Here is a 20,781-nt window from a genome sequence, read left to right as displayed (position 1 = left end):
TGTCTCAACGAGGTGTCAGCAATCGAGAGTGAGTTAATTCAGCGGCCTCATGCGAAGACCAGTGGACCGACATGAAAATGTCAACGATTCATCGGCTCTTCAATGGCCTAGAAGAGGGTCGCTGCCGTGCTCGAATAGTGTTGCAAAGGGGAGCAAAATCGCGCCTGTAGAAAAGTGCAGTGGCTTGCCCCACAAAATTGCTACAGAAGCCCGCGCCAACATCTGCCGGCGCTTCCACTGTTTGAGCTGCATGGTCTGGACGCGTGCGCTGCGCACACGGCTCTTACTGTGGATGAATAGCGGCAAAGCGGTTTTCCGCACGCTACCATTTCGCGGGGCAACCAAGGCAAGTTTAGAAGTTGATCTTTACGGCCAACTGTCCGAATCGCCGTTCTTCGCTCGTCGCGCCGTTTACCCCACCCTTCGAAGCCAGAATCTCCGGATTAGAAGGAAAGTAGTTCGCTGCGTTTGCCAACGCTTGCTGGACATACAGGTTGTGATGGTTCAGTAGATCGAAACCCTCCGCTCGCAGCTCAATGTTGGCCTCTTTCCAGATATAGAACGTTTTGCTCAGAGCCAAGTCGAGGTTCCACGCCCCAGGTCCAACGAATGAGTTCCGTTCCGGCGCGTATGTTGGAAAGGTCCAATTTGAGTAGCCACCCAGCTTCGGATCTACGATTTTTTGGCCGACCGGCAGCCTTGACGTTAGGTAGTACCGATTAGCGCCCGCATTTACTTGTCCCCTTGACTTCGTATATTTCCAGCGCGTGACCGGCGTGGAGGGCACGTATCGGGCAATGTTGAAAAAAGTCCCGTCGTTGTTCGTCGAATCATAGTAGGTGAACGACGTTCCGGTTCGTACCGTATAGATGCCCGTTACTTGCCAGCCGCCTAACGCTTGGCCTTTCACCCCGTGAGCACCGCTGAACCAAGGCGTCTGGTAGATCGGCGCAATCACCAACCGCTGCCGGACATCTAAGTCGCCTGTGCCGCGGTCGTACCCCGGGTCGAACGGATTGGTATATCCCAAGTTGTATCCGGCGCCATTTGCATTAGTCTCCGATAGGGTCGAACTCAAATCGTCGATCTGGTGACCCCACGTGTAGTTTGCGGTCAGCCCTAGGCCCATCCGATGCAAGTCCGCGGTCTTGAATCGCAGATTAGTAGCTTCATAGTAAGAATCGCCGCCCGAGCCCCGGTTGTTGATATCCGAATACGTCGCATTCAGCCGGGTGAGCCCAGCATAGTTTGCACCAGGATCCGGGTCGCCCAGCAGATAGTTGCCCGAGCCGAGTCCGTTGATATTCTTAATATCGTATAGGTGTGTGCCACGCGCGCCCACGTACTCCAAAGCGATTACCGTGTTTCGGGCAACTTGCTGCTCGACTGCAAGGCTCCAGAATTGTGTCTGCGACGTCCTAATATCCTGCGACACATTCCGGAGGCTGGTGCTTGGAAGTATTACGGGGCCGATCGAACTCCCCAGGTCTCCTAGGTTTGTCGTTGTCACCTGTACCTTGTTTTCCACAATCACGCCATAGTTGGGTGGATTCTGGATCACGTTGAACGTCACATTGCCGAAGTTCCGCTCATAGCTGATTCCGTAACCACCACGAACCGAAGTCGTGCCCTTACCTGAAATATCATAGGCAAACCCGACCCGGGGACTCACCGCGCCATAACTCGGCTTCCACAACTCGTGGATCGGACTCTGTGGGGCCGTATAGACCGCGCCAGTCCGCACCTGTTGCGGCAGACCAATACCCGATCCCCAGTAGAAGTTCGAGTCAAGATTTTGCCTGTTGTTATGTTGCACGCCAAAGTATTCGTATCGGACGCCGTAGTTCACTGTCAGCTTCGACGTCGCGCGCCAATCATCCTGTCCGTACACCGCCCAATCATGGAACCTGTCACTGCGGGCGAAATTGGGCTGCGTTGCTGGTGTCGTAATCGCTTGGCCCGGATAAGCTCCTTCCGGATTTATCGCAGTGGAAAAGGTTCCCAGAATCCCTGAAAACAGGCCGGGATACCCGGTCGTGTCACCAGTGACTGAGCCAGCCAGTTGCTCTGTCGCCTGCGCATAGGCGCCGAAGGTCCTGTTCTCCTGGATGTACAGAACCTGCGAACCGAACTGGAACGAGTGGGCCTTCTTCGACCAGTTCACATCCAGGTTCCACTGAATCACATTCTGGGGTCCGCCATACGGTAAGGGGAATCCTGTACCCGGCAGTGCTACAGCCACACCACCAATATTTGCGTTCGCTCCAAGAAACAGATTTGGCGTAGTGACGGCAATCGGTGTCGAGTCATTATTGAGACTGATCCGGCTGAACGCAACCCGCGCATTCGTCACGAGCGACGTCGAGAAGCTGTGCGTAACGCCAGCCAGAGCGGAGTAATCGTTCTGAGTCGTACCTATATCGTAGTTCGAGTATGGGGTATATGCGATCGCTCCCAGCGGTTCCGACAGGTTGTATCCGATATAGCGTCCGAAGATACTTGTCTTATCAGAGTAGTGATAATCCCCCCGCAAGGTGAAGTTGTACGAGTTGACCGGCACCCCCCCGCCTGCATCCTGGGGAACGGTGTAATTCACCAAGCCCAGCACCGGTGTTGTCGCTGGAACACCGGAAAACAACGGAGAGGGGTTCGGATTGCTTGGGTCCGAGGCCGTGCCTGCCTGTGCATTCGTCAGAGTTCTCGCAAAGTAGAACGTCTGGCCATACTGCGTCAGAAATGACTGCACTGTAGGTGCCAGGTAGCTTTGTACCTGTGGCGTCAGAATATAGGCCTGAAGGTTTGCGCTGCTACGCACGCGTAACCACTCCGTGCCTGTGGCAAAGAACAGCTTGTCTTTCACCACGGGTCCGCTCACAAAAAATCCGAACTGGTTTCGCGTATACCCACCTTTCGGCTGCCCACTCAGAGCACCCGTCACACTGTTGGCCGTATACGCTGCAAGGCGGTTGAATTCCGTGAGCGTTCCATGAATCTGATTGGTGCCGCTTGCTGTCACCACATTCACAACTCCACCTGAGGCACGTCCATACTGCGGTCCAAAGTTGCTCGTCGTCACCCGTACCTCGGCGATCGAGTTGATCGGAACCGGGAGACCCACCACGTCGTCAAACAGTTCCGTGTTCTCAATACCGTCCAGAAGAATCTCCGTACCACTCGAACGTTGGCCATTAATTGAGTAGCCGACGCCGAGGCTGGCCGAATTCTGCACATGGCCCTGCGCCGCGTCGCCGTTTGAGATATTGCCAGAGATCGCTACAAAGTCGTATACATTCCGGGTTAAGCTCGGTAATTCGCTTACCTGCTGCGGGCTGACAATCTCTGAGATTTCCGGCGAGTCCGTATTCACCTGCGACCCGCCCAGCGACTCCACCTCCACTGTCTGAATAACACCCGCGGCTGAGAGTTTTACATCGAGCGGCGCATGGCCACCCACCGTCACCTCAACCGCAGCCTTCAGCGCCTCAAAGCCGGCAGCCGTCACAGACACCTTGTATACCGCGGCAGAGAGATTTCCCAACTGGTAGGTGCCATTGGCCGCCGTCTTCACCGTGTGAGCAGCATTCGTGCCAGCGTTGACGGCAGTCACTGTCGCCCCGACAACTGCTGCACCCGTTGCATCGGTCACTACGCCTGAGAGCACGCCGGCATCAACTTGGCTTAATGCGGGCCCCGCGGTGACTGTGAGCACCAGGACCAATAGGAAGAGGCGCTTGATCACTGAGACCCCCGATGGTGATACAAAGAAGCGCAAAATATCGGCATAGTCATCTCAGATCGCTACGACGCTAAGGATCGTAGGCGTCGCGAGTGCCGGCTGACAAATCAGGTCCGAACGTCGTCATTGCGAATTGCCCGGTAACAGCCCAATGTGTGTGCTCGAAAAGACGTAGTCCGTATTCGATGAGAGCCTTATGTGGCAGGACGCGCACTGCTGCTGAGGGCGGGCCGTGGCAGTGGCTTGGTACATCGACCCGTTTGATCGGAATGCGAAATAGCCCCAGTTGCCGGGCGCAGACGGAAAGCGTTTGCTGTCTTTCACCATCACTCCCATTCCGATATAGCTCGCCTGAAAGATCCCCGACCCAAACGATGTGGAACAGACGAAAGTGTTTTTATCGCAGTCTTTTCCAGTCTTGATAAGGCTGATCTCTTTAACGATCTGCGTGCCGTCCGGCCAGATCCCGTTCTTCCTGAAGAAGTCGAACGCTGCAGGAACGATGTATGTATCCATTACTTGCGGCGTCGTAATCTCGGAGCCGTCAAGAACGCTTCGTCCGTCGGGCTTGATCCGGGTGCCTACATGTTCCCAGTGCCGATAGCCGTCGGGAAGGTGAAGGCTTCCGTCCCCTTCGAAAACTGCGGAGCGAACAGGAGACGGAGATTCTGACTGAAAAGCCAGCACGTGATTTCTGGTCCAGTCTCCGGTCGTGACAATCGTGACGACCAAAGCTGCAAAAACTCCCAGCACAATTCCTATGAGACGGAGACGAGGGGTGACTTTTAACAGCCTGCTAATCATAATGGAAGGCTCCTGTCCTAATACCCGTTCGATCCTTCATGAGCCGGTTGCCGAATCGAGAACCTACGATCTTTATGATCGGCGTCTACAGGATTACTCGGTACCCTATAGAACACGGGCCCAGACCTGTATTTTTCTATAGGTTGTTGTTTGCGGCGACAACACAGCCGCGACCTCAAGTTGCGCGGGAAACCAATCTAGCAGAACAACTGCCGCCACTTGCAGCTCCCCGGAAGAATGCTATTCGCTGCGAGTCGCCTCGGACAGAAACCACCACGCCGTTGGGCCGGATCGATCCAGTTTTCGAGGAGGCTGGCGAAGCCATATCGCCCGCTTCGTCGCAGAGAGTATGAACAGCACGCATTCGCAAAACTAGTGACTTCTCTTCTTCATGAAGCTCGCTCCCCATGTCGGCTGGGATCACGAAGTCGGCGTCGTTGTCGGCGACCCTTTGTAGACGCGCGATTGTCCAACGAGCGAATGGTCTTCCCACCAATCTTTCGGACGCGCTCAGCGATATCGTCAGTCATCGCAAAGGAAATTCTTCGTCTTCACGTAGAGCCCGAAGGCATCAGCGAGAAGATCTGGTCAGCATGATCATTCAGCAGAAGGTGGTAGTCGCGAAAATGCGAACCACTCATATGCCAATGGCGTTCGATCAAAGCCTGTCGATCTGCTCCTCTCAAAGGACGGCACAAAGATGGCTCAGTTCCGCGAATTGGAAGAACCTTTTACTACGCTCGCGTCGGTCTCTGATGAAACGTGTCCGGGACGCGGCGGTCCATCTACCGCACCAGTGAGAATCGTCATTTTCGATGATCTGGAATGCCCGTTTTGCGCGCGCCCTAATCACGCTCTTTTCCCACTATCCTCGACCGATACGGAGAGCAAGTGCATGTCGTGTACCAAGACATGCCCTTCGAAGGGCATCCATGGGCGATCAGAGCGGCGGTTGATACGAATTGCCGAGCGAAGTACAGTGCGCCTGCTTATTGGGCAAGCAGTCGACCAGATCCATAAGGTGTCGAGTGACCTAGGCGGATCGGAGCGCACTCTAGCCAAGGCCAACGAAGAGATCGACGCAATCGCGCTTGCAATCGAAAGCAACGTCAGCTGGACGTCTCCGCGATTCACGCTTGCGTCGCAAAACAAGATGCCAGCGTTATCAAAAAATCACAGTTGGAAGCGGACACTCTGGGTATCGTGAGAACGCCAACGCTCTTCATCAACGGAGCGAAGATAGAAGGTGTAGTGCCGCTACCTTTTCTCTTTCAAATAATCGACGATACTTTCCGTTCACAGGGCATACAGCCCCCTGTCGTCGCTAACACAAAGTGATTCTTGGGCGCGGGCTAGATGTCTTTGGCGGCCAAGTCAAGACTGTCGAACCTGCGCCATTTGTAAAACCCGATAGACACGATCCAACTCACAGCAAACAGCAAGACGATGCAGTACCCGAGAGTGCCAAAGTTTCCATTGAGTTCCGTCACGAATCCCCAGAAGACGCCAGTGAGTTGGAAACGTCCCGCCAGCAAACCAAGAGCTTCGATCCCTCCAACTGCAAAGGCCACGACAACGGATATGAACGTAATCGTGAGGTTGTAGTAGAGCTTTCGAATTGGTTTTACGAAAGCCCAGCCATACGCTCCCAACATAAGTATGTTGTCGGTGGTATCAATTAGTGTCATTCCCGCAGCGAAAAGAGCTGGAAAGACAAGGATCGCGGACAGGGACAAGCCCTTGGAGGCTTCTGCCGCCGAAATGCCGAGCAAGCCAATTTCGGTTGCAGTATCGAATCCAAGACCGAACAACAGGCCCAGCGGGTACATATGCCAGCTGCTCTGGATCAAGCGAAACATGGGTCGAAACAGACGAGCTAGCAATCCGCGACTGCCAAGCAGTATGTCAAAGTCTTCCTCAACATAGTGAGCACCGCGACGAACCCTCTGGAAAGCCTTATAAATGGACCGCAGCACGATCAGGTTGATCCCCGCGATTACGAAGAGGAACGCGGTCGATATCAGGGTTCCAATGAGCCCTCCGATATCTCTTAATCCGTCTAAGCGATGATGCATAGCAAGCGTAGTCGCGGCAATAGCGATAGAGCCGACTACAACCACCGTTGAATGCCCGAGTGAAAACATGAGACCAACCGTAACGGGACGTTTGCCATCTTGCATCAATTTCCGGGTGACATTGTCGATGGCCGCTATATGATCGGCGTCGACTGCGTGGCGAAGGCCAAAACCATATGCCAAAAACGCGCTACCGAGCAGAACCGGATAGTGGCGGAACGCGAGGAACGCCCATCCCCAGGCGACGAGATTGAAGACGATCAATCCACAGTAAATGCTGGCCGCCTTCACTTTCGTGCTGTGTCGCTCACCGATTAGTCTTCCTAGCAAACCTATCATTCGTCTCACTATTCGCATCGTTCCCGTGAAGAGGGTCTGGCCGGTGCTCTCGTTCCTTTACAGGCTCAGACTGCTGACCTTTACCAAACGCGACAACTTTCTGCCGGCATCATTGGTTCGCCTCTTCTGCAGCCAAAGGCCTCGCCGAAGTCCGGCATATTCTGGAGGGCGCTGTTACCCCGCTAGATGTCCGGCGTTTGAAGGGTTGGTCTGCACTTGTAAACGCAGTTGGTCTTCCCGTTACTCGTTACACCAGTCGTGAGCAGCCTGTCCGTGGAACTTTGCTTCATGTCTGCCTCTGATTGTCCTCATGCACTAAGCTCGCAATGATTGAAGCAAGATGATTCTCGGTTCCTCCTGCTTGCATGTAGGCAATTTCGCCTCCAGGTCTCAAAATGACAGTCACTGGGACACCAAGACGGCCACCGGGCACAAGGAGACCGTAGCGCCGCAATAGCGGGGAACTTTTGTTTCCCGCCTTCGCTACTGGATAGGGCAGAGGATGTTTTCGGAGAAATGACCGGATGTCCGAATTTTCGTCCATCACTGCGAGACCCACTACATTGATCCTCGGTGTCCGGGTGCGCGCGATGGATTCCATTTCCGGCAACTCAACTATGCAAGGACCGCACCAGGTTCCCCAGAAATTCACGACCGTCCAGTGCTTGCGATTGTCCGAGAGTGAGACCGTCTTGCCATCCGGAGATTTGAGAGAAAATTCAGGAGCATTGAAGCTCCTGCTAACGGTCGGGGAGATCGGCTTAGGCGTAGGGTTGGGACCCTTTCCGCTCCAAAAGGTAAATATAACGGGGGTGTCGCCCCGCTTCACCGTCAGACTGATTGATTGGGGGTCTGCCGAAGCGAAGATCGACAAAATTGCAGGGGGACCAACCCGCGGCGACGGTATTCCACCGATGACTTGAATGAAATCATTGTCAAGAAGTCCTCCGAATTGCTTCTCACCAGGGTCGAGGTGAAGACGCCATCCCTTTCTTTCGAAGACAAGTTGCCCCCGATCGAACCTGACGGTGCTTTGTTGGGCCAATAGTGGAAGGCTTGTAAAGCAGAAGAGGCATATCAAAGCACCTAGACCCTTCATGATTGATCCCTTCATGACACGACGGCTGCTTAAACTGGGACAAGAGGTCAACCGCAAGGCGATGTTCATAGCCTTGAGCGTACTGGTGTAAGGACGCAGGCGCGACCATCGAATCTGGAGTGAAGAGACTATAGGTTTCTACAGTTTCAACTTTGGAGGCACTGATATCGGTGCACATCAGCCCGGAAGCAGAGTCTCGCAGCAACTGTTGGCTTGACTCGAAATGCAGAGGTGGCAAGGGAAAGGGATGGGTATATCGAGTCATTCATGGATAGGCGCGCTGTCGAAGCCTTTCAGCTTCTCCAGGTAATGATGCACATCCGAAATGACTACAGAGCCCTCGCCTACGGCGGAGGCAACGCGTTTCACGGACCCGGCTCTCACATCGCCAATCGCGAAGATCCCTGGTCTACTCGTAGCGAAACGCGACTGCACTTCCCATTCAGCTCTGCCTGTCTCGACAAAGCCATTGTGATCGAGGTCAAGATGCTCCATGAGCCAATTCGTATTAGGATCTGCCCCGATCATGACAAATATGTTAGTGACTTTGAAGACACTCTTTGCTCCCGAGGAACGGTCTCGCACCTGAACAGCGTGCAGTCGGTCGTCGCCCAGGATGGCATCGATTTCGGAATGAAGATGCAATTTGATCCTGGGGGAACAGGTAATACGTTGTACAAGATAGTCCGACATCGTCGCTTCAAGCGTCATCCCACGTACGACAAGATGCGTGCAACCGGCATCCTTAGCCAGATGCAGCGCAGCCTGCCCGGCTGAGTTGCCACCGCCGACCACGACTACATCCTGGCCAATACAGCGAGCCGTTTCGATGGGCGTCGCAGCATAGTGGATGTTGGTCAGCTCATACCGTTCATAACCAGGAACCAGGAGCTTGCGATATCGAGCTCCTGTTGCAATCACGACAGTACGGGAGGTCACCATGCGACCACCCGCAAGACAGAGTCTATGCAGGTTGGTGGAACTGCTAAGGCCAACAACATTTCGAGCGACCTCAAGACGCGCTCCGAAGCGCTGCGCCTGAATTTCAGCACGCGAAGCAAGTTCCTGTCCGGTTATGCCTGTTGGGAAACCGAGGTAGTTTTCGATCTTGGAACTCGTAGCTGCTTGCCCCCCGGGAGCAGTGCCTTCCAGCACAACCGTCGTGAGGCCTTCTGAGGCTGCATAGACTGCGGCCGCCAGACCCGAAGGTCCAGCACCCACAATGGCAACATCGAAAATATCCTCGGCCTCAAATACTCTACTGATTCCCAACTCGTCTGCTAGCACCGTATTGCTCGGATTTTTCAGGACACGCTGATCGGGTAGGAAGACTACCGGCATCTCCGAAGGATCGAGATTGAGTCCGTCGAGCAAGATCTGCGCCGTTGGATTCGACTCGGCCTCGATAAGCTTATTGGGATAACCGTTGCGTACCAGGAATTGGTGCATTCGCATGGTCTCTGCGTCATGGCTATGTCCAATCACAATGACGCCTCCATGGGATCGCTGCATGAGACTTGCTCGGCGCTCGATCCACGCACGGACGATCACGTCCGCGATGTCCAGCTCTGTGCGCATTAGGGTATGCAGCGCGTGAGCATCGATGCGGAGAATTCTGCTCCCTCTCGCCGCTCGGCCACTCAACAGTCCGTCCCGCCCGCTAAGCAGATCCAATTCGCCGCTGAATTGACCCTTTGTTAGGGTCGCCAATGCCACACCGGGATGTCCTGGCTTATCTTCAAACAGCTCTATCCTGCCCCCGATGACGACAAACATATCGCCACCTCTAGACCCTCTTTCGAACAGGGTCACGCTTGCGTCAAATGTCTCAGTCTCTCCATACAACTCGAGGCGTTGAATCATTTCCTGTGAAAGAACCGGCGGCGCGGCTGCTTGGGTAGTGCTTCCCGCATATCTGGAGGTGTCACCCTGACTAGGTTGACGAGGTGCTCTTCGATTAACTGCCATCGTCGTGTCCTCTCGCTATTCCCGGAGACCTGCGTCCCGTCTTGCTGATATCTCGCGCCCGTCGCTATCGAAAAACCAGGGCAGAAATCCAGACTTGTTGCGCCTTTAAGCATCGATGCGTGTCACTCGGCCTGAGAGCTTGAAGAACTGGCATTACTCGCTGAGGTTTCCAAAGAGCATTTCTCCGGAATGCCTTGACCAAGGGCCCGGAAGGACATGAACTGAACAGTGTCCTTGGAAAAGATCAAGTCTAGAAACCAGTCCAAGGCAACATGAATGCGTTTCTCCCACCGTGGGAGCTTGGTGAGATACACGGTTCTCCACATGAACCAAGCTGCAAATCCGGAACACTTGTATCCTAGGATTTGGGCAACTCCACTGCGACGACCAATTGAAGCCATCTGGCCGATTGTGTTAAACGTGAATTCCTTCATCGGTCGACGTTGCAGGGAGGCAGCCAGGTTTTCTGCAAGAACCCTTGCTTCTCGCAAAGCGTGTTGGGCTGTAGGCGGGTAATAACCACCATTCCCATCAGGAATTCGTGCGCAGTCACCCAAGGCCCACACATTGGGATGACCCTCTACGAGCATCGTTCTGGTCGTGATCACCCTTGCGCCGTTTGATGCGGTTGTAAGGTGGGCAAGCTCGGGTGGCGCGGCGTTTCCCCCAGTCCATACGACGAACTTGGTAGGAATCAGTCTCCCATCGTCGAGCGTGACATCATCGGGGGTGACGGCTGTCAGTCTCCTGTTTAGGAGAACTTCGATTCCGCGTGAAACTAGCTTATCCCTGGTTAATACGCCAAGTTCTGATCCAAGCTCCGGGAGGAGATGGGAACCGGCTTGGATGAGCACTACCCGGAGCATTGAAGGAGAAAGATTTGGATAGGCCCGCACAGCCGATTCCATGAAGTCGTAAATCCCGGAAACAGTCTCTACTCCGGCGAATCCTCCCCCCACAACAACCATTGTGAGCATCGCATCTCGCGTAATCTCCGAGCAGTCCGGCTCGGCCTCTTCCAAATGTGCGATCATCCGGTTCCGAAGTGTAATGGCATCTTCGAGCGTCTTCATTGTCATCGCATTTTGTTCCAAGCCAGTGATTCCGCGGAAGTGTGGCACGGAGCCCAAAGCGAGCACGACATGGTCATAGCCGAGAAGGTGAGTATGCCGGTCAGCCCCATGCGCAATCGTGACGGTCTGTTCAATCAAGTCGATCGCGTTCACGTCTGCAGCTATAAACTCCGTCTGATGGACCATCTTTCGAATTGGATTCACGATTGTCGTAATGTCGAGATCGCTTGCGGCTACCTCATGAAGCATGGGCGTGAACAGAAGAAAGTTGTCCCTGCTCACGAGACGAATCTCCGCGTCCCGCGGCTCTAAAAGTCGCTCCAGAACCCGAGCTACCTCTACGCCTGCGAAGCCTCCGCCTAGGATAAGGATTCTAGTTTTGCGCGACATGTTTCGCTCCTGTCTTTGTAGCTTCTGGGTGCTCATTTTCTGCTGTGGCGGCCAATAGTGTTCGAAGAGTGACGTTAGCGCACTTGCACAACGGGCGGCGCAGGGCCTAGCTATCTCTCCCTGTAATTGAAGGGAGTGCGCGCGATCAGCTAGCCATATTGTGTCGATTCTGGCGTGAGAGCGAACTAGCATTCGCTACGGTCGGAACACTATCGTTTTCCTTAGGTAAGGTCTTGAGTCCTGAAATATCCGAGCTCAGGTGATTGAGTCAGGACTCGGCAGGAAGGGCGACTCACGATACGACGGTCGCACGGAAGGGGTTGGAGCAACCTCGCGACGGCAGTGTCTATACGTTCAAAATGCCTCTGCGAATAGCGATGGATATGGCGTGTGCTCGGTCATTGGCCTGCAGCTTGTCCATGACATTCTTGACGTGAAAATTCACAGTGTTCTCTGATAGAGAAAGCTGTTCAGCAATCTGCTTATTGCGATTGCCACTCTGAATCAATCTGAGCACTTCCATCTCGCCTTCTGAAAGATTCTCTTGGCCCAGATGTTCGGCAAGACGGCAGGCTACGCCGGTCGGAATATGCGTGCGCCCAGTATGCACCGAGCGGATGATCGAAAATAACTCCTCCGACGGCGTGCTTTTCAATACATAGGCTGAAGCTCCCGCGCAAAGAGCGCCCTTGATTTCGACGTCACCTTCCGACGTGGTCAACATAATCACGCGAGCGGCGGCGAACTCCTTTCGAATTGCCACCAGAGCGCTTGTGCCGGTCTGTCCAGGAAGTCGTTGATCCATGAGCGTGATATCGGGTTTGTGACGGCGGAACTCTTCGACTGCCTCCAACGAGGACCCCGCCTGAGCTACTACCTGCATATCTGGTTGTGACGCGATAATGATGTTCAACCCCTGTCGAAAGAGTGGATGATCCTCGACAAGCATGATGCGGATTGGGTCGGATGACTGCATTGGGTTTGCTCCCTTTAGAGTTATGGCGCGTGCCATGACTCCCGAAATGAATCGTAAATATGTGGATTAGGCCAGACGTAAATGCAACATTTCATCGAGGCAACTCTGGCCCTTGGCAGTTCGATGCTCAATTGTGAGCACCTCCTCCGGAGCTGGTGTGGCGTGGCGAATTCCGACCGATGGCAAACATCTTCAACAGTTGAGACCGTTTTGTAGGTCTATAAGTCTTGAAAACCACTGAGCCGGGAACAAGGAGGTTTACCTCGGTTCCATCAGGTGCCGTACATACTGAGAGCTTGGCGCCAATACGGTCCGCCCTTTCCCGCATGCCCTCCAACCCAAAGTGTCCGGTCTTACCGGACTGTAAGGTCTTTTCTCCAATGCCCTTGCCATTGTCTCTGATCCTCAGCTGAACGTTGTGGTTATAGGTGAGTTCAACCGTCATGAGGCTTCCTCCAGAATGGACGCAGGCGTTATTGATGGCTTCGTATCCGATCCGGTAAATCTCATCTCTCACAATGGGATGCATGTCGCTGCTTGTCCCGGTGAGGGCATGGGATACCTGGATCGTGCTACCGATGCGACAGTCTTCTGCTGCATGGCGAAAGGCCGCAGCTAGGTCGTTGGTGTCGACCGTCGAACTCCTCAGGGAGTTAAGCGCTGCGCGCCCCTCCAGCGTGGCTCGTTCCAACCAAGTTGACACCAGATCGAGAGCCTTGTGCATGCGGGCAGAGTCGTTCGGCCGCTCAAGAGCATTGTCCGCAACCATCTTGCTGCCTTGAATCGTCTGGAGCAGCGTATCGTGCAGATCGCGAGCCAACCGGGTTCGCTCTTCGATCCGTTCGTCAAATCTGACCTTCAGCATGGTTGCATACTGTCTGATCCGAAATTGATAGAGACTGTAAGCAAGCATCGCCGCAACAACAACGCATAGGAGCTTGAACCAGATAGTCTGATACCACGCTGGAGGAATCATGAAACCGATGGTGGCTTGCTGTGTGTTCCATACTCCGTCGTTATTGCACGCAATCACTCGGAATGTGTAATAGCCGGGACTAAGATCGTTATAAAAGGCCTGCCGTCGGGTCCCGGAGTCAGTCCATTCACGATCATGGCCGGCCAGTTGATAGCGGAAGCGCACCTTAGCCGGCGCAACATAACTTAGTCCCGCATAGTCGACCTCAACCACTTGTGGGGATACAGGAAGGGTAGGACTACCGACTAAGGGATGGTCGGTGTGGCCGACGAGCAAATGTTCAATATGAACCGGCGGCGGCAGAGCGTTAGATGGAAGTCGCTTTGGGTCGATCATCTGGAGAGAGCTTCCATTGACGGACCACAGCCGTCCATCCGAGCTGAAGAACGGCCGTTCACCTCGAAGTCGGGGCAATGCGCCATCTGAGAGGGTGAAGGCTGTAATCGTAAGTTGACTCGTAGCGTTGCTCCACCAGCGGGAGATTTCACTGTCGCGGATGCGCAGGATTCCGCACTGCATAAAGAGCCAGTGGGCACCAACTCGGTCGTTTATTACACTCAGGACGTTCTCGCAAGGAAGACCGTTCGAGGTCTTGATCGCTTGGGCCCTTCCATTCATGTAACGAATGGCAGCTTGCGGGGTTGCAATCCAAAGCGCCCCGTCGGGGTCCGACGTCATATCAGCGATGCGGCCGTCAAAGCCGTCGGGCTTAATCTGATCAAATTTTCCATTACGGAACCGATACAACCCGTGTGAATACCCTGCGACCCACAATCCCCCGCCAGGCTCCGGTGCCAGAACATTCATTATCTGGCGGTCCGCAAGTGCGGACGATGAAAAGCTTTCTGCTACACGCAGGTCCTGAATACGAATGAGGGCGTTTCCTCGCTGATCCGCCAGGTTTTGGACTGATGCCCATAGTCGGTGACGGGAATCTTCCTCCATCTCTATGACTTCGCCAACTCTGTCACCATATCGATCAGTGACCGGTGTGAACCGGCCGTGCTCGTATAAAAGGAGTTGTTGGCCTGCCCCCACCCAAATTCGATCGTGTGAATCGGAAAAGAGGTAGTGGATTTCACGCTTCAGGAATGGATCTGTGAAGTGGAAAAACTGCTGGTTGTGGAGAAGATTCAGTGTGTGACTCGCCCCAATCCATACGTCCCCGCTTCGAGACGTGGTTAGTTGATTCGGCGCACCAGAAAGGCCTTCACGCGAAGTGAAGCTAATTACGGGAAGATCATGAAAGCTATCGATGCCTCGGTCAGTGACAACCCACAGGGTGTGCTCCCTGTCTTCGAAAATCTGCTTGACGGCGTCGCCGCTTAGACCGTCGGTCGTGGCGAAGTGTTCGAGTTTCCCTCCGCTCAGCCGGTAAAGCCCCTGCGATTCAGTACCGATCCACAAATCGCCGCTACTATCAGTGGATAGGGATCTGACTGCAAGCTTCCGTCCATCCACTTGTGGCGTGACAAAAGTCTTCCACTCCTTTCCAGTGAGTTTAAGTAATCCCGCACCTTGCCCTGTCGTCGATATACCACCCCAGATGGAACCTTCCTTATCGACTGCCATTGCCAGAACGGTATGTTCCGACCGTCCGTGGGAAGGTAGGAGATAGTTTTCGGGGAGGGCGTTTTCGCGCCACCGGCAAATCCCTTGATCGCTGCCAATCCAGATCGATCCAGCTTTTTCCGAGGCGAGGGAGTAGCCATACATACAACCAAACCCGTCTTTCATGCCCTGACAGGACAGGTGGGTTTCTCCAATCGAGCAGAGCGTACTCGAATTCGACGGATTGCCCCAATCGCCTGTCGAGACGCGCCCCTGGTCGTCCTCAAGTAATGGTCCCGCCCACCGTAGGCTCTCGGGATAGCTGTAAATGCGTCCGTTGGTTATCCGGGCTACGCCGGCTTCGGTTGCTACGTACAGACTGCCGTTTCGCGCACCCAATACAGATCGAATCGCCGCATTGGGTAGAGATCCACCGGCAAGAGGAGTCCATTTGGTCAAGCGAATGCCATCGAATCGGAACAAGCCATCGGTAGTTCCGACCCAGAGGTAGCCGTCGCTAGATTGAGTGATCGAAGTTGGCAGGCCATCTAATCCGCTCTCACCGAGCCGCCAAGCTGTATGACCGTATTGTGAGATATGCGTTGAGGGATCTAGACCATATGCCACTCGTCCGCAGAAAAGGAACAGGCAACACAATGCCACCGTAATCATCAATCGCACGCCGAGTCTCCAACCCGTCGCATCTGCGGTGTCTTCGCGACACTCTGGACGCTCCGAACCAAGCAAGGTGAATCGAGATGCAGTGTTAAGTCCGATCCAACTATTCCTTTTCCACATGGAGCAACCTTCGCAAGCACTGTGGCACGGATTTGGATTTCCGATCCGCTGCCAAGCCCTTCCAGTGTAGACACGGGCGATTGGAATTCCCCTGTAGAATCCTATAGGTAGCCCCACAAAGATTTGTGTTTCCCAATCTCAATCGACGTCGCAACGAGCGTGGGCTTTCACCGTAAATTTGACCAACTGAGCGCCACTCACGCTTTCGTCAGTGATCTGGACACTCACTTTTGGCCTTAGCTACTCCGCGCTGTCACATGATTCGCAAGTCGAAGAATTTCTGCAACACTCCAAGCCTGAGCAATACACCCGCGAGGAAAAAACGGATGGTCTCCATCGAAGATTTCCGAGACCTGTCCAAGTCCAGCATCGCGCAAGTGCGGGGTAAAGTTATCGAGCCAACGTTCGATCTCGTTCATCGTAGCGGCCGACGATTCGCTCACCGCCAGCTTCGCGAAGAAGAACGGTCCAGCGAGCCAAGGCCACACCGTTCCTTGGTGGTAAGCACTGTCACGGCTCCAAACGTCTCCCTGATAGCTACCTCGATATTGAGGGTCATCTCGCGATAGCGTCCGCAGACCGTATGGAGTCAACAACTCTTCTTCCACTCTTTGGACGACCCGTGCCGCCGGCTGTCCGGTCAGGAGTGGATAGTGAAGACTCACTGGAAAGATCTGGTTGGGGCGAAGGGACGCGTCACGCTCGTTACTTCTCACGACGTCAAATAGGCATCCACGCTGCTCGTTCCAGAAGACGCCGAGAAAGTTCTCTTGCAGGCGATCTGCAAGGGCGTCATATTCTTCGGCCGCACTCTGATCTCCCAACAAAATCGCGAAGGAAGCGATCGTACGCAACGCGTTATACCAAAGAGCTTGAATCTCGACTGGCCGACCATGTCGCGGTGTGAAGGCGACATCGCCATCCTTGGCATCCATCCACGTGAGTTGCGTGCCTGGATCGCCCGCCCAAAGAAATCCCTGTTCATCCGCATGGATTCCATAGCGCGTACCCTTCCTATGAAACCGGATGATCTCTTTAAGAGGGACGTACAAGTGTTCTTTAAGTAATATGGTGGCTTGCGACCGCCATGTCGAGCAATTTTCATAGAAGATGTACTGCCGGATCGCTTCAAAGAACCACAAAGTCGCATCCACGGTGTTGTACTCGGGCTGTTCGCCAGCGTCGGGGAACCGATTCGGAAGCATACCCCGATCGACATACTGCACGTAGCGAAGCAGAATCTCCCTTGCCAGCTCATGCTCCCCCGTAGCAAGCATCAGGCCGGGCAATGAGATCATCGTGTCTCTGCCCCAATCTCCAAACCAGTGATAGCCTGCGATCGTTGATGTGAACGGCGTTCTTGTGATGGTGAACTGTCCCGCTGCTCGTTCGAGAAGGGAGATCAAGTCAAAACGCACGGACTTTTCACCGGCAGGAACGGGCGACTTCCATCCACGCCTGAGGTCAACCTGCTTGTATTGGGCTAGTCTTGAGATTGGCTGGAGTTCAGTCGAAGCGATAAGGCTAAAGCAACCTTCGCTGTCCAGATTTGCTGTCAAGAGCAGCGGACTTAACAGATCTTCTTCATGGTCAAGCCCCCTCTCTAGTTCTCGGTCGTATTCAAATCGTCGATACCAATAGCCATCCACTTGCACTTCAGCTGGGTCATGCGCGATGTGCAATTTTGGTAAACCTGGGTACGGTTGCAGCGTTAGAACACCAACTCCCTGCTCCACCGCGCGATTTATGGCTTGATTCTCATGGGTGGTCGCGTGATAACCACGAAAGGCAATGAATGGTCTTATCTCGAGACTGAAGTGCTTTCCGAAGCCTTTCTTGCCAAGTGCGTATTCGATGATGGTGGTGTTTTGATCTTGAACCATCGATATCGTCCGCATGATCTCCCACTCTCCGTTGCTATAACTGAAGACCGGATCCGGATCGAGTCGGAAGCCCACAAGGTTTAGGTAGCCGGAAGGATGGACAACACCCTGCGAATAGAGGTTGGTGGATAGGGGAAACCTTACTCCATCGACGACAAGGGTCTCTTCCAACTGCGACAGGAGGACAAGTCTTCCTAGAGGAGCGTCCATCGAAGCCACAAGCAAACCGTGATATCGCCGGGTGTTCATCCCCGCGACCGTGCCGGACGCATAGCCACCCAGACCATTCGTTACCAACCACTCCTTTGCTGCCAGGGAATCCAGATCGGAGCACTCTTTCGAATCGAATTTGATCACGACTTTTCCGTTTCTTTGTTGCGGCTAGGCTTGCTCTTCTGGACGGACGCGCAAAGTGGCGTGCTGATTCAGTATCCGAGAGAGCCTGAATCGCTTCCTGAGCGAAGAAGCAATCTCACTCGAATCAGAAAGCCACTGACGCCTTAGAAATCCTCGAGCTTCGCGGTACCGAAGTTGGCGTGAAAGCGTTCACAATAGATCGATACCGTACCGAACTTTTTGAGATCAACATCCTTGGGAACTGTATAGTCTTGATCTCCTTGATTTCCTTTCAGATCTCCAAGATCGACGTTCTGCACGGCCGCCAGAGCAAAGTCTTTCGAGGGGTCGGTGGATGTCCCGTCTATCAACAAGACGTGCACGGCGGGACCATTGGAAGTAGAAAAGTCAGTCAATCGCAAGACACGGCTGCCGTCCGCTTGCTGATACACGTTAGCGCGTCCAGAAGTCTTATGGACCTCTCCTACAAATCGGCCTGTCAACTGTGGCGTCAGTTGACCTGCGGCCTGGGCGGGAGGAGCTTCATTCACCTTCTTATTAATGAAGAGCTTTTCGGGGCGAAAGGCAAACCAAAGCCCCGCGAGAATGACTACTCCGATAACACCTAGAGCAATTCGTTTTGGTGTAGCGGTAGTCGAGGAAGAAGTCATATTGGAGTCTCCTGTTGGGATTGTTGGGGGCAGAGCGATCTCGCTACGCGCGTGGCGACCTACTTTTCGAGCGGTACCGTTCCAAAGTTGGCATTGAAACGCTCGCAAAGAAATGCAACAGCTTTATACGCCGCAAGATCGATTCCTGCCGGAAGGACATAGTTCTGATCGCCGTCATTGCCTTTCAGCGGTCCCAGGTCAATTCGATCGACTTTTTCGGTGAGAAAGTTTTCGTCGTCCTTCGCGTCTTCCGCCGCGATGAGCAAGACGTGTACGTTCGGACCATTGGAGGTTGAGAAATGGGTGAGGCGGAGCATGGTTCCTCCTGTAGCCTGGTACACCGTAGCCCGGCCTGAGGTCTTGTGAACGGCACCGTGGAAAGTTCCGGTCGCTGGGATCGCGCCCGACTGAGCTAGAGAGGTCATCCCAGGCAACGTCAGAACTGCGGACAGGGCAATGATTCTGTGAATCTTCATGGTTTCTCCAGTGCATTATGCTCGAAGCAAGCGACTCCGTCGGCGAGGTAAATCACTGTGCTGGAGTAAGCATCGACTCTGCGTGGATGAAACACCCCCCCGGATCGAAGAGTGCCAAACCTGTTCTTTTCTACAGGCCCCAAGATTCGGTTTGATCCCTGACAACTGGCTCGGGCACTGAAGATACAAGCACCGTGAACTTTAGCGCATTCTGAGGAAGGTCAAAAGCTCCTCTCTAGGGGATGGAGTCGCTGCCATAATTTGATTGCGTATCCCAAGACGCCGCGCCATCGGAGCTCAATGCATAGGGATGAGCTGCTATTGTTACTCGGATTCAGCGGAACGCCGAATCCAGTCTCCCTGGTCAGACAGTCAATTGAGACCCGAGGACTGCGCAAATAGGATCCAAGATTTCGGTAAGGCTGGGCCTATGGAGAACTACAGGCAGAACACTGTGGAAAGTGACTTTGCGGCATTCTACTGACTCTATACGCTTGGTCGTGATGATTCACTGTGTCGGTGTTCAATTTTAGGAAGCGTGGCTCTCCTTCTATGAGACCACGGATCTACCTGGACTGGCGAAGTTCGAAGTCGCTAGGGGGTTCGGACAATGGAAACGCTTCACATCCCTATTTTGGTCTTGTACTCCATCGGAATCTCTCTAGTTACAGCCCTCGGCTTGGGCCTGCATTTGATGTACCGGCGCGGTATTCGCCGTTACGAACGGGTACTCGACTATACGTATTCTCAACGTTTTGAGCAGCGCACTGTGGTTGCGAAGTCGGTTCACCCGCATTTGGAGCAGATGATTCGTCGCAGCAAATCCGTCATTGATCAGGTGCGACGGAAGGCAGATGGGCCAGAGACCACAGACGCACTGAATCAGGTGTCAGCATGGCTTGCTGGAGCGGCAGGAGAGAGTGATCGCGCGCTCAGATCGCTTGAAAGTGGATCTGCTAGGGCGTTCAATAATGGTTACATCGCGAAAGGAGAACATGCCTACACCCAGACAAATTCGCATCATGGTCGTTGAAGATCATCCCGTATTCCGTGAAGGGCTCAACATGATCATTGCAGCCGAAGCGGACATGGAGACCGTGGCTCAGGCATCGACCGCCGAGGAGGCACTTCAAGAATATCGCCGGACCAAGCCAGATGTGATCCTGATGGATCAGAGGTTGCCTGGTGCAAGTGGCACGGAAGCCTTGATTGCCATCCGAAGCGAGTTTCCTCACGCCAAGATTATGATGCTCACAACCTCAAGCGGGGATATCGAAATTCAGCGTGCGCTCCGCGCTGGCGCTACCGCCTATGTCCTTAAAAGCACGCCGAAGAATGAGCTGCTAAGGATCATCCGGACCGTGTCGATGGGTCGTAAGCATATCCCATCCGACGTAGGCAGTAGTTTGGCAGAGCACATGGGGCAGGAGGATCTGACGCCGCGCGAATTGGAAGTCCTTGAACTGATCCGCGAAGGAAACAAGAACAAGCAGATCGCCGATCAGTTGGGTATCTCGGAGACCACCGTCAACTTTCACATCAAAAATATCGTTGACAAACTGCAGGCGAATGACAGGACGCACGCGGTCACGATCGCCTTGCGGCGGGGTTTGCTCCAGATTTGAACCAC

16 protein-coding genes and 1 pseudogene are annotated in these 20,781 nt (G+C 54.0%); 5 read left to right on the top strand and 12 right to left on the bottom strand.

The features are described 5' to 3' along the window. Positions 1 to 352 precede the first annotated feature (352 nt). Together HDF14_RS07245 and HDF14_RS07240 are read right to left on the bottom strand one after the other, a co-directional pair. Complete coding sequence (locus tag HDF14_RS07245; RefSeq protein WP_183975015.1) at positions 353 to 3,739, bottom strand: TonB-dependent receptor; 3,387 nt, start codon at positions 3,737 to 3,739, stop codon at positions 353 to 355. Between the two features lie 120 nt (positions 3,740 to 3,859). Next, positions 3,860 to 4,540 carry a cytochrome P460 family protein gene (locus HDF14_RS07240; RefSeq protein WP_183975014.1) on the bottom strand — a complete coding sequence of 227 codons (681 nt, stop codon included), beginning with the start codon at positions 4,538 to 4,540 and terminating at the stop codon, positions 3,860 to 3,862. A gap of 895 nt (positions 4,541 to 5,435) precedes the next feature. Between HDF14_RS07240 and HDF14_RS26005 the strand changes: the two genes are divergently transcribed. Both HDF14_RS26005 and HDF14_RS27500 read left to right on the top strand, forming a co-directional pair. Next, positions 5,436 to 5,747 (top strand): hypothetical protein, encoded by a 312-nt coding sequence (locus HDF14_RS26005; RefSeq protein ID WP_221304591.1) that lies wholly within the window; start codon positions 5,436 to 5,438, stop codon positions 5,745 to 5,747. Further along, entirely contained in the window at positions 5,654 to 5,878 is a 225-nt protein-coding gene (locus tag HDF14_RS27500; protein WP_221304607.1) for a DsbA family protein, read from the top strand. The genes HDF14_RS26005 and HDF14_RS27500 overlap by 94 nt, the downstream gene beginning before the upstream one ends. 14 nt (positions 5,879 to 5,892) lie before the next feature. Here HDF14_RS27500 and HDF14_RS07230 read toward each other — a convergent pair whose 3' ends face one another. The 3 genes and pseudogenes from HDF14_RS07230 to HDF14_RS26455 form a co-directional block, all read right to left on the bottom strand. Continuing rightward, a complete protein-coding gene (locus HDF14_RS07230) occupies positions 5,893 to 6,906 on the bottom strand; it encodes a HoxN/HupN/NixA family nickel/cobalt transporter (protein ID WP_313899508.1) in 1,014 nt (337 codons plus the stop codon). A 128-nt stretch (positions 6,907 to 7,034) separates the two neighbouring features. Beyond that, positions 7,035 to 7,124: pseudogene (locus HDF14_RS27495) on the bottom strand (M13-type metalloendopeptidase); the annotation flags it as partial. 116 nt (positions 7,125 to 7,240) lie between these two features. After that, positions 7,241 to 7,711 (bottom strand): TlpA family protein disulfide reductase, encoded by a 471-nt coding sequence (locus HDF14_RS26455; protein WP_313899527.1) that lies wholly within the window; start codon positions 7,709 to 7,711, stop codon positions 7,241 to 7,243. Between HDF14_RS26455 and HDF14_RS26450 the strand changes: the two genes are divergently transcribed. After that, on the top strand, positions 7,683 to 7,877 hold the full coding sequence (locus HDF14_RS26450; protein ID WP_260698148.1) for a hypothetical protein: 195 nt from the start codon (positions 7,683 to 7,685) through the stop codon (positions 7,875 to 7,877). The two genes, HDF14_RS26455 and HDF14_RS26450, sit on opposite strands and share 29 nt — an antisense overlap. Positions 7,878 to 8,314: 437 nt before the next feature. Here the strand turns inward: HDF14_RS26450 and HDF14_RS07215 are convergent, their stop codons facing one another. From HDF14_RS07215 to HDF14_RS07185, 7 genes are all read right to left on the bottom strand, one after another. After that, complete coding sequence (locus HDF14_RS07215) at positions 8,315 to 10,021, bottom strand: FAD-dependent oxidoreductase (RefSeq protein WP_183975010.1); 1,707 nt, start codon at positions 10,019 to 10,021, stop codon at positions 8,315 to 8,317. Between the two features lie 122 nt (positions 10,022 to 10,143). Then, positions 10,144 to 11,484, bottom strand: a complete 1,341-nt coding sequence (locus HDF14_RS07210; RefSeq protein ID WP_183975008.1) for an NAD(P)/FAD-dependent oxidoreductase — start codon at positions 11,482 to 11,484, stop codon at positions 10,144 to 10,146. 346 nt (positions 11,485 to 11,830) lie between these two features. Then, positions 11,831 to 12,433 carry a response regulator transcription factor gene (locus tag HDF14_RS07205; protein ID WP_313899526.1) on the bottom strand — a complete coding sequence of 201 codons (603 nt, stop codon included), beginning with the start codon at positions 12,431 to 12,433 and terminating at the stop codon, positions 11,831 to 11,833. 154 nt (positions 12,434 to 12,587) lie between these two features. Then, complete coding sequence (locus HDF14_RS07200; RefSeq protein WP_183975004.1) at positions 12,588 to 15,446, bottom strand: sensor histidine kinase; 2,859 nt, start codon at positions 15,444 to 15,446, stop codon at positions 12,588 to 12,590. Positions 15,447 to 16,021: 575 nt separating this feature from the next. Continuing rightward, positions 16,022 to 18,025 carry an amylo-alpha-1,6-glucosidase gene (locus HDF14_RS07195; protein ID WP_183975003.1) on the bottom strand — a complete coding sequence of 668 codons (2,004 nt, stop codon included), beginning with the start codon at positions 18,023 to 18,025 and terminating at the stop codon, positions 16,022 to 16,024. A gap of 143 nt (positions 18,026 to 18,168) precedes the next feature. Beyond that, a complete protein-coding gene (locus HDF14_RS07190) occupies positions 18,169 to 18,675 on the bottom strand; it encodes a DM13 domain-containing protein (protein ID WP_183975001.1) in 507 nt (168 codons plus the stop codon). A gap of 59 nt (positions 18,676 to 18,734) precedes the next feature. After that, complete coding sequence (locus tag HDF14_RS07185) at positions 18,735 to 19,151, bottom strand: DM13 domain-containing protein (protein WP_183974999.1); 417 nt, start codon at positions 19,149 to 19,151, stop codon at positions 18,735 to 18,737. A 610-nt stretch (positions 19,152 to 19,761) separates the two neighbouring features. Between HDF14_RS07185 and HDF14_RS07180 the strand changes: the two genes are divergently transcribed. Further along, positions 19,762 to 20,184, top strand: a complete 423-nt coding sequence (locus HDF14_RS07180; RefSeq protein WP_183975613.1) for a hypothetical protein — start codon at positions 19,762 to 19,764, stop codon at positions 20,182 to 20,184. Continuing rightward, positions 20,174 to 20,776, top strand: a complete 603-nt coding sequence (locus HDF14_RS07175; RefSeq protein ID WP_260698092.1) for a response regulator transcription factor — start codon at positions 20,174 to 20,176, stop codon at positions 20,774 to 20,776. The genes HDF14_RS07180 and HDF14_RS07175 overlap by 11 nt, the downstream gene beginning before the upstream one ends. The last annotated feature ends 5 nt before the right edge of the window (positions 20,777 to 20,781 follow it).

It is taken from the genome of Tunturiibacter gelidiferens (assembly GCF_014201335.1).
GTDB lineage: Bacteria > Acidobacteriota > Terriglobia > Terriglobales > Acidobacteriaceae > Edaphobacter > Edaphobacter lichenicola_E.
The sequence above is the reverse complement of the archived record's forward strand: the minus strand, read 5'-3'. Positions and strand labels throughout refer to the sequence as shown.

What these genes read in the sequence shown, in the direction of transcription:
- HDF14_RS07240 (WP_183975014.1), bottom strand. Translation starts at nt 4,540, where the DNA reads ATGATTAGCAGGCTGTTAAAAGTCACCCCTCGTCTCCGTCTCATAGGA.
- HDF14_RS26005 (WP_221304591.1), top strand. Translation starts at nt 5,436, where the DNA reads ATGTCGTGTACCAAGACATGCCCTTCGAAGGGCATCCATGGGCGATCA.
- HDF14_RS07215 (WP_183975010.1), bottom strand. Translation starts at nt 10,021, where the DNA reads ATGGCAGTTAATCGAAGAGCACCTCGTCAACCTAGTCAGGGTGACACC.
- HDF14_RS07210 (WP_183975008.1), bottom strand. Translation starts at nt 11,484, where the DNA reads ATGTCGCGCAAAACTAGAATCCTTATCCTAGGCGGAGGCTTCGCAGGC.
- HDF14_RS07205 (WP_313899526.1), bottom strand. Translation starts at nt 12,433, where the DNA reads ATGCTTGTCGAGGATCATCCACTCTTTCGACAGGGGTTGAACATCATT.
- HDF14_RS07190 (WP_183975001.1), bottom strand. Translation starts at nt 18,675, where the DNA reads ATGACTTCTTCCTCGACTACCGCTACACCAAAACGAATTGCTCTAGGT.
- HDF14_RS07185 (WP_183974999.1), bottom strand. Translation starts at nt 19,151, where the DNA reads ATGAAGATTCACAGAATCATTGCCCTGTCCGCAGTTCTGACGTTGCCT.
- HDF14_RS07180 (WP_183975613.1), top strand. Translation starts at nt 19,762, where the DNA reads ATGGAAACGCTTCACATCCCTATTTTGGTCTTGTACTCCATCGGAATC.
- HDF14_RS07175 (WP_260698092.1), top strand. Translation starts at nt 20,174, where the DNA reads ATGGTCGTTGAAGATCATCCCGTATTCCGTGAAGGGCTCAACATGATC.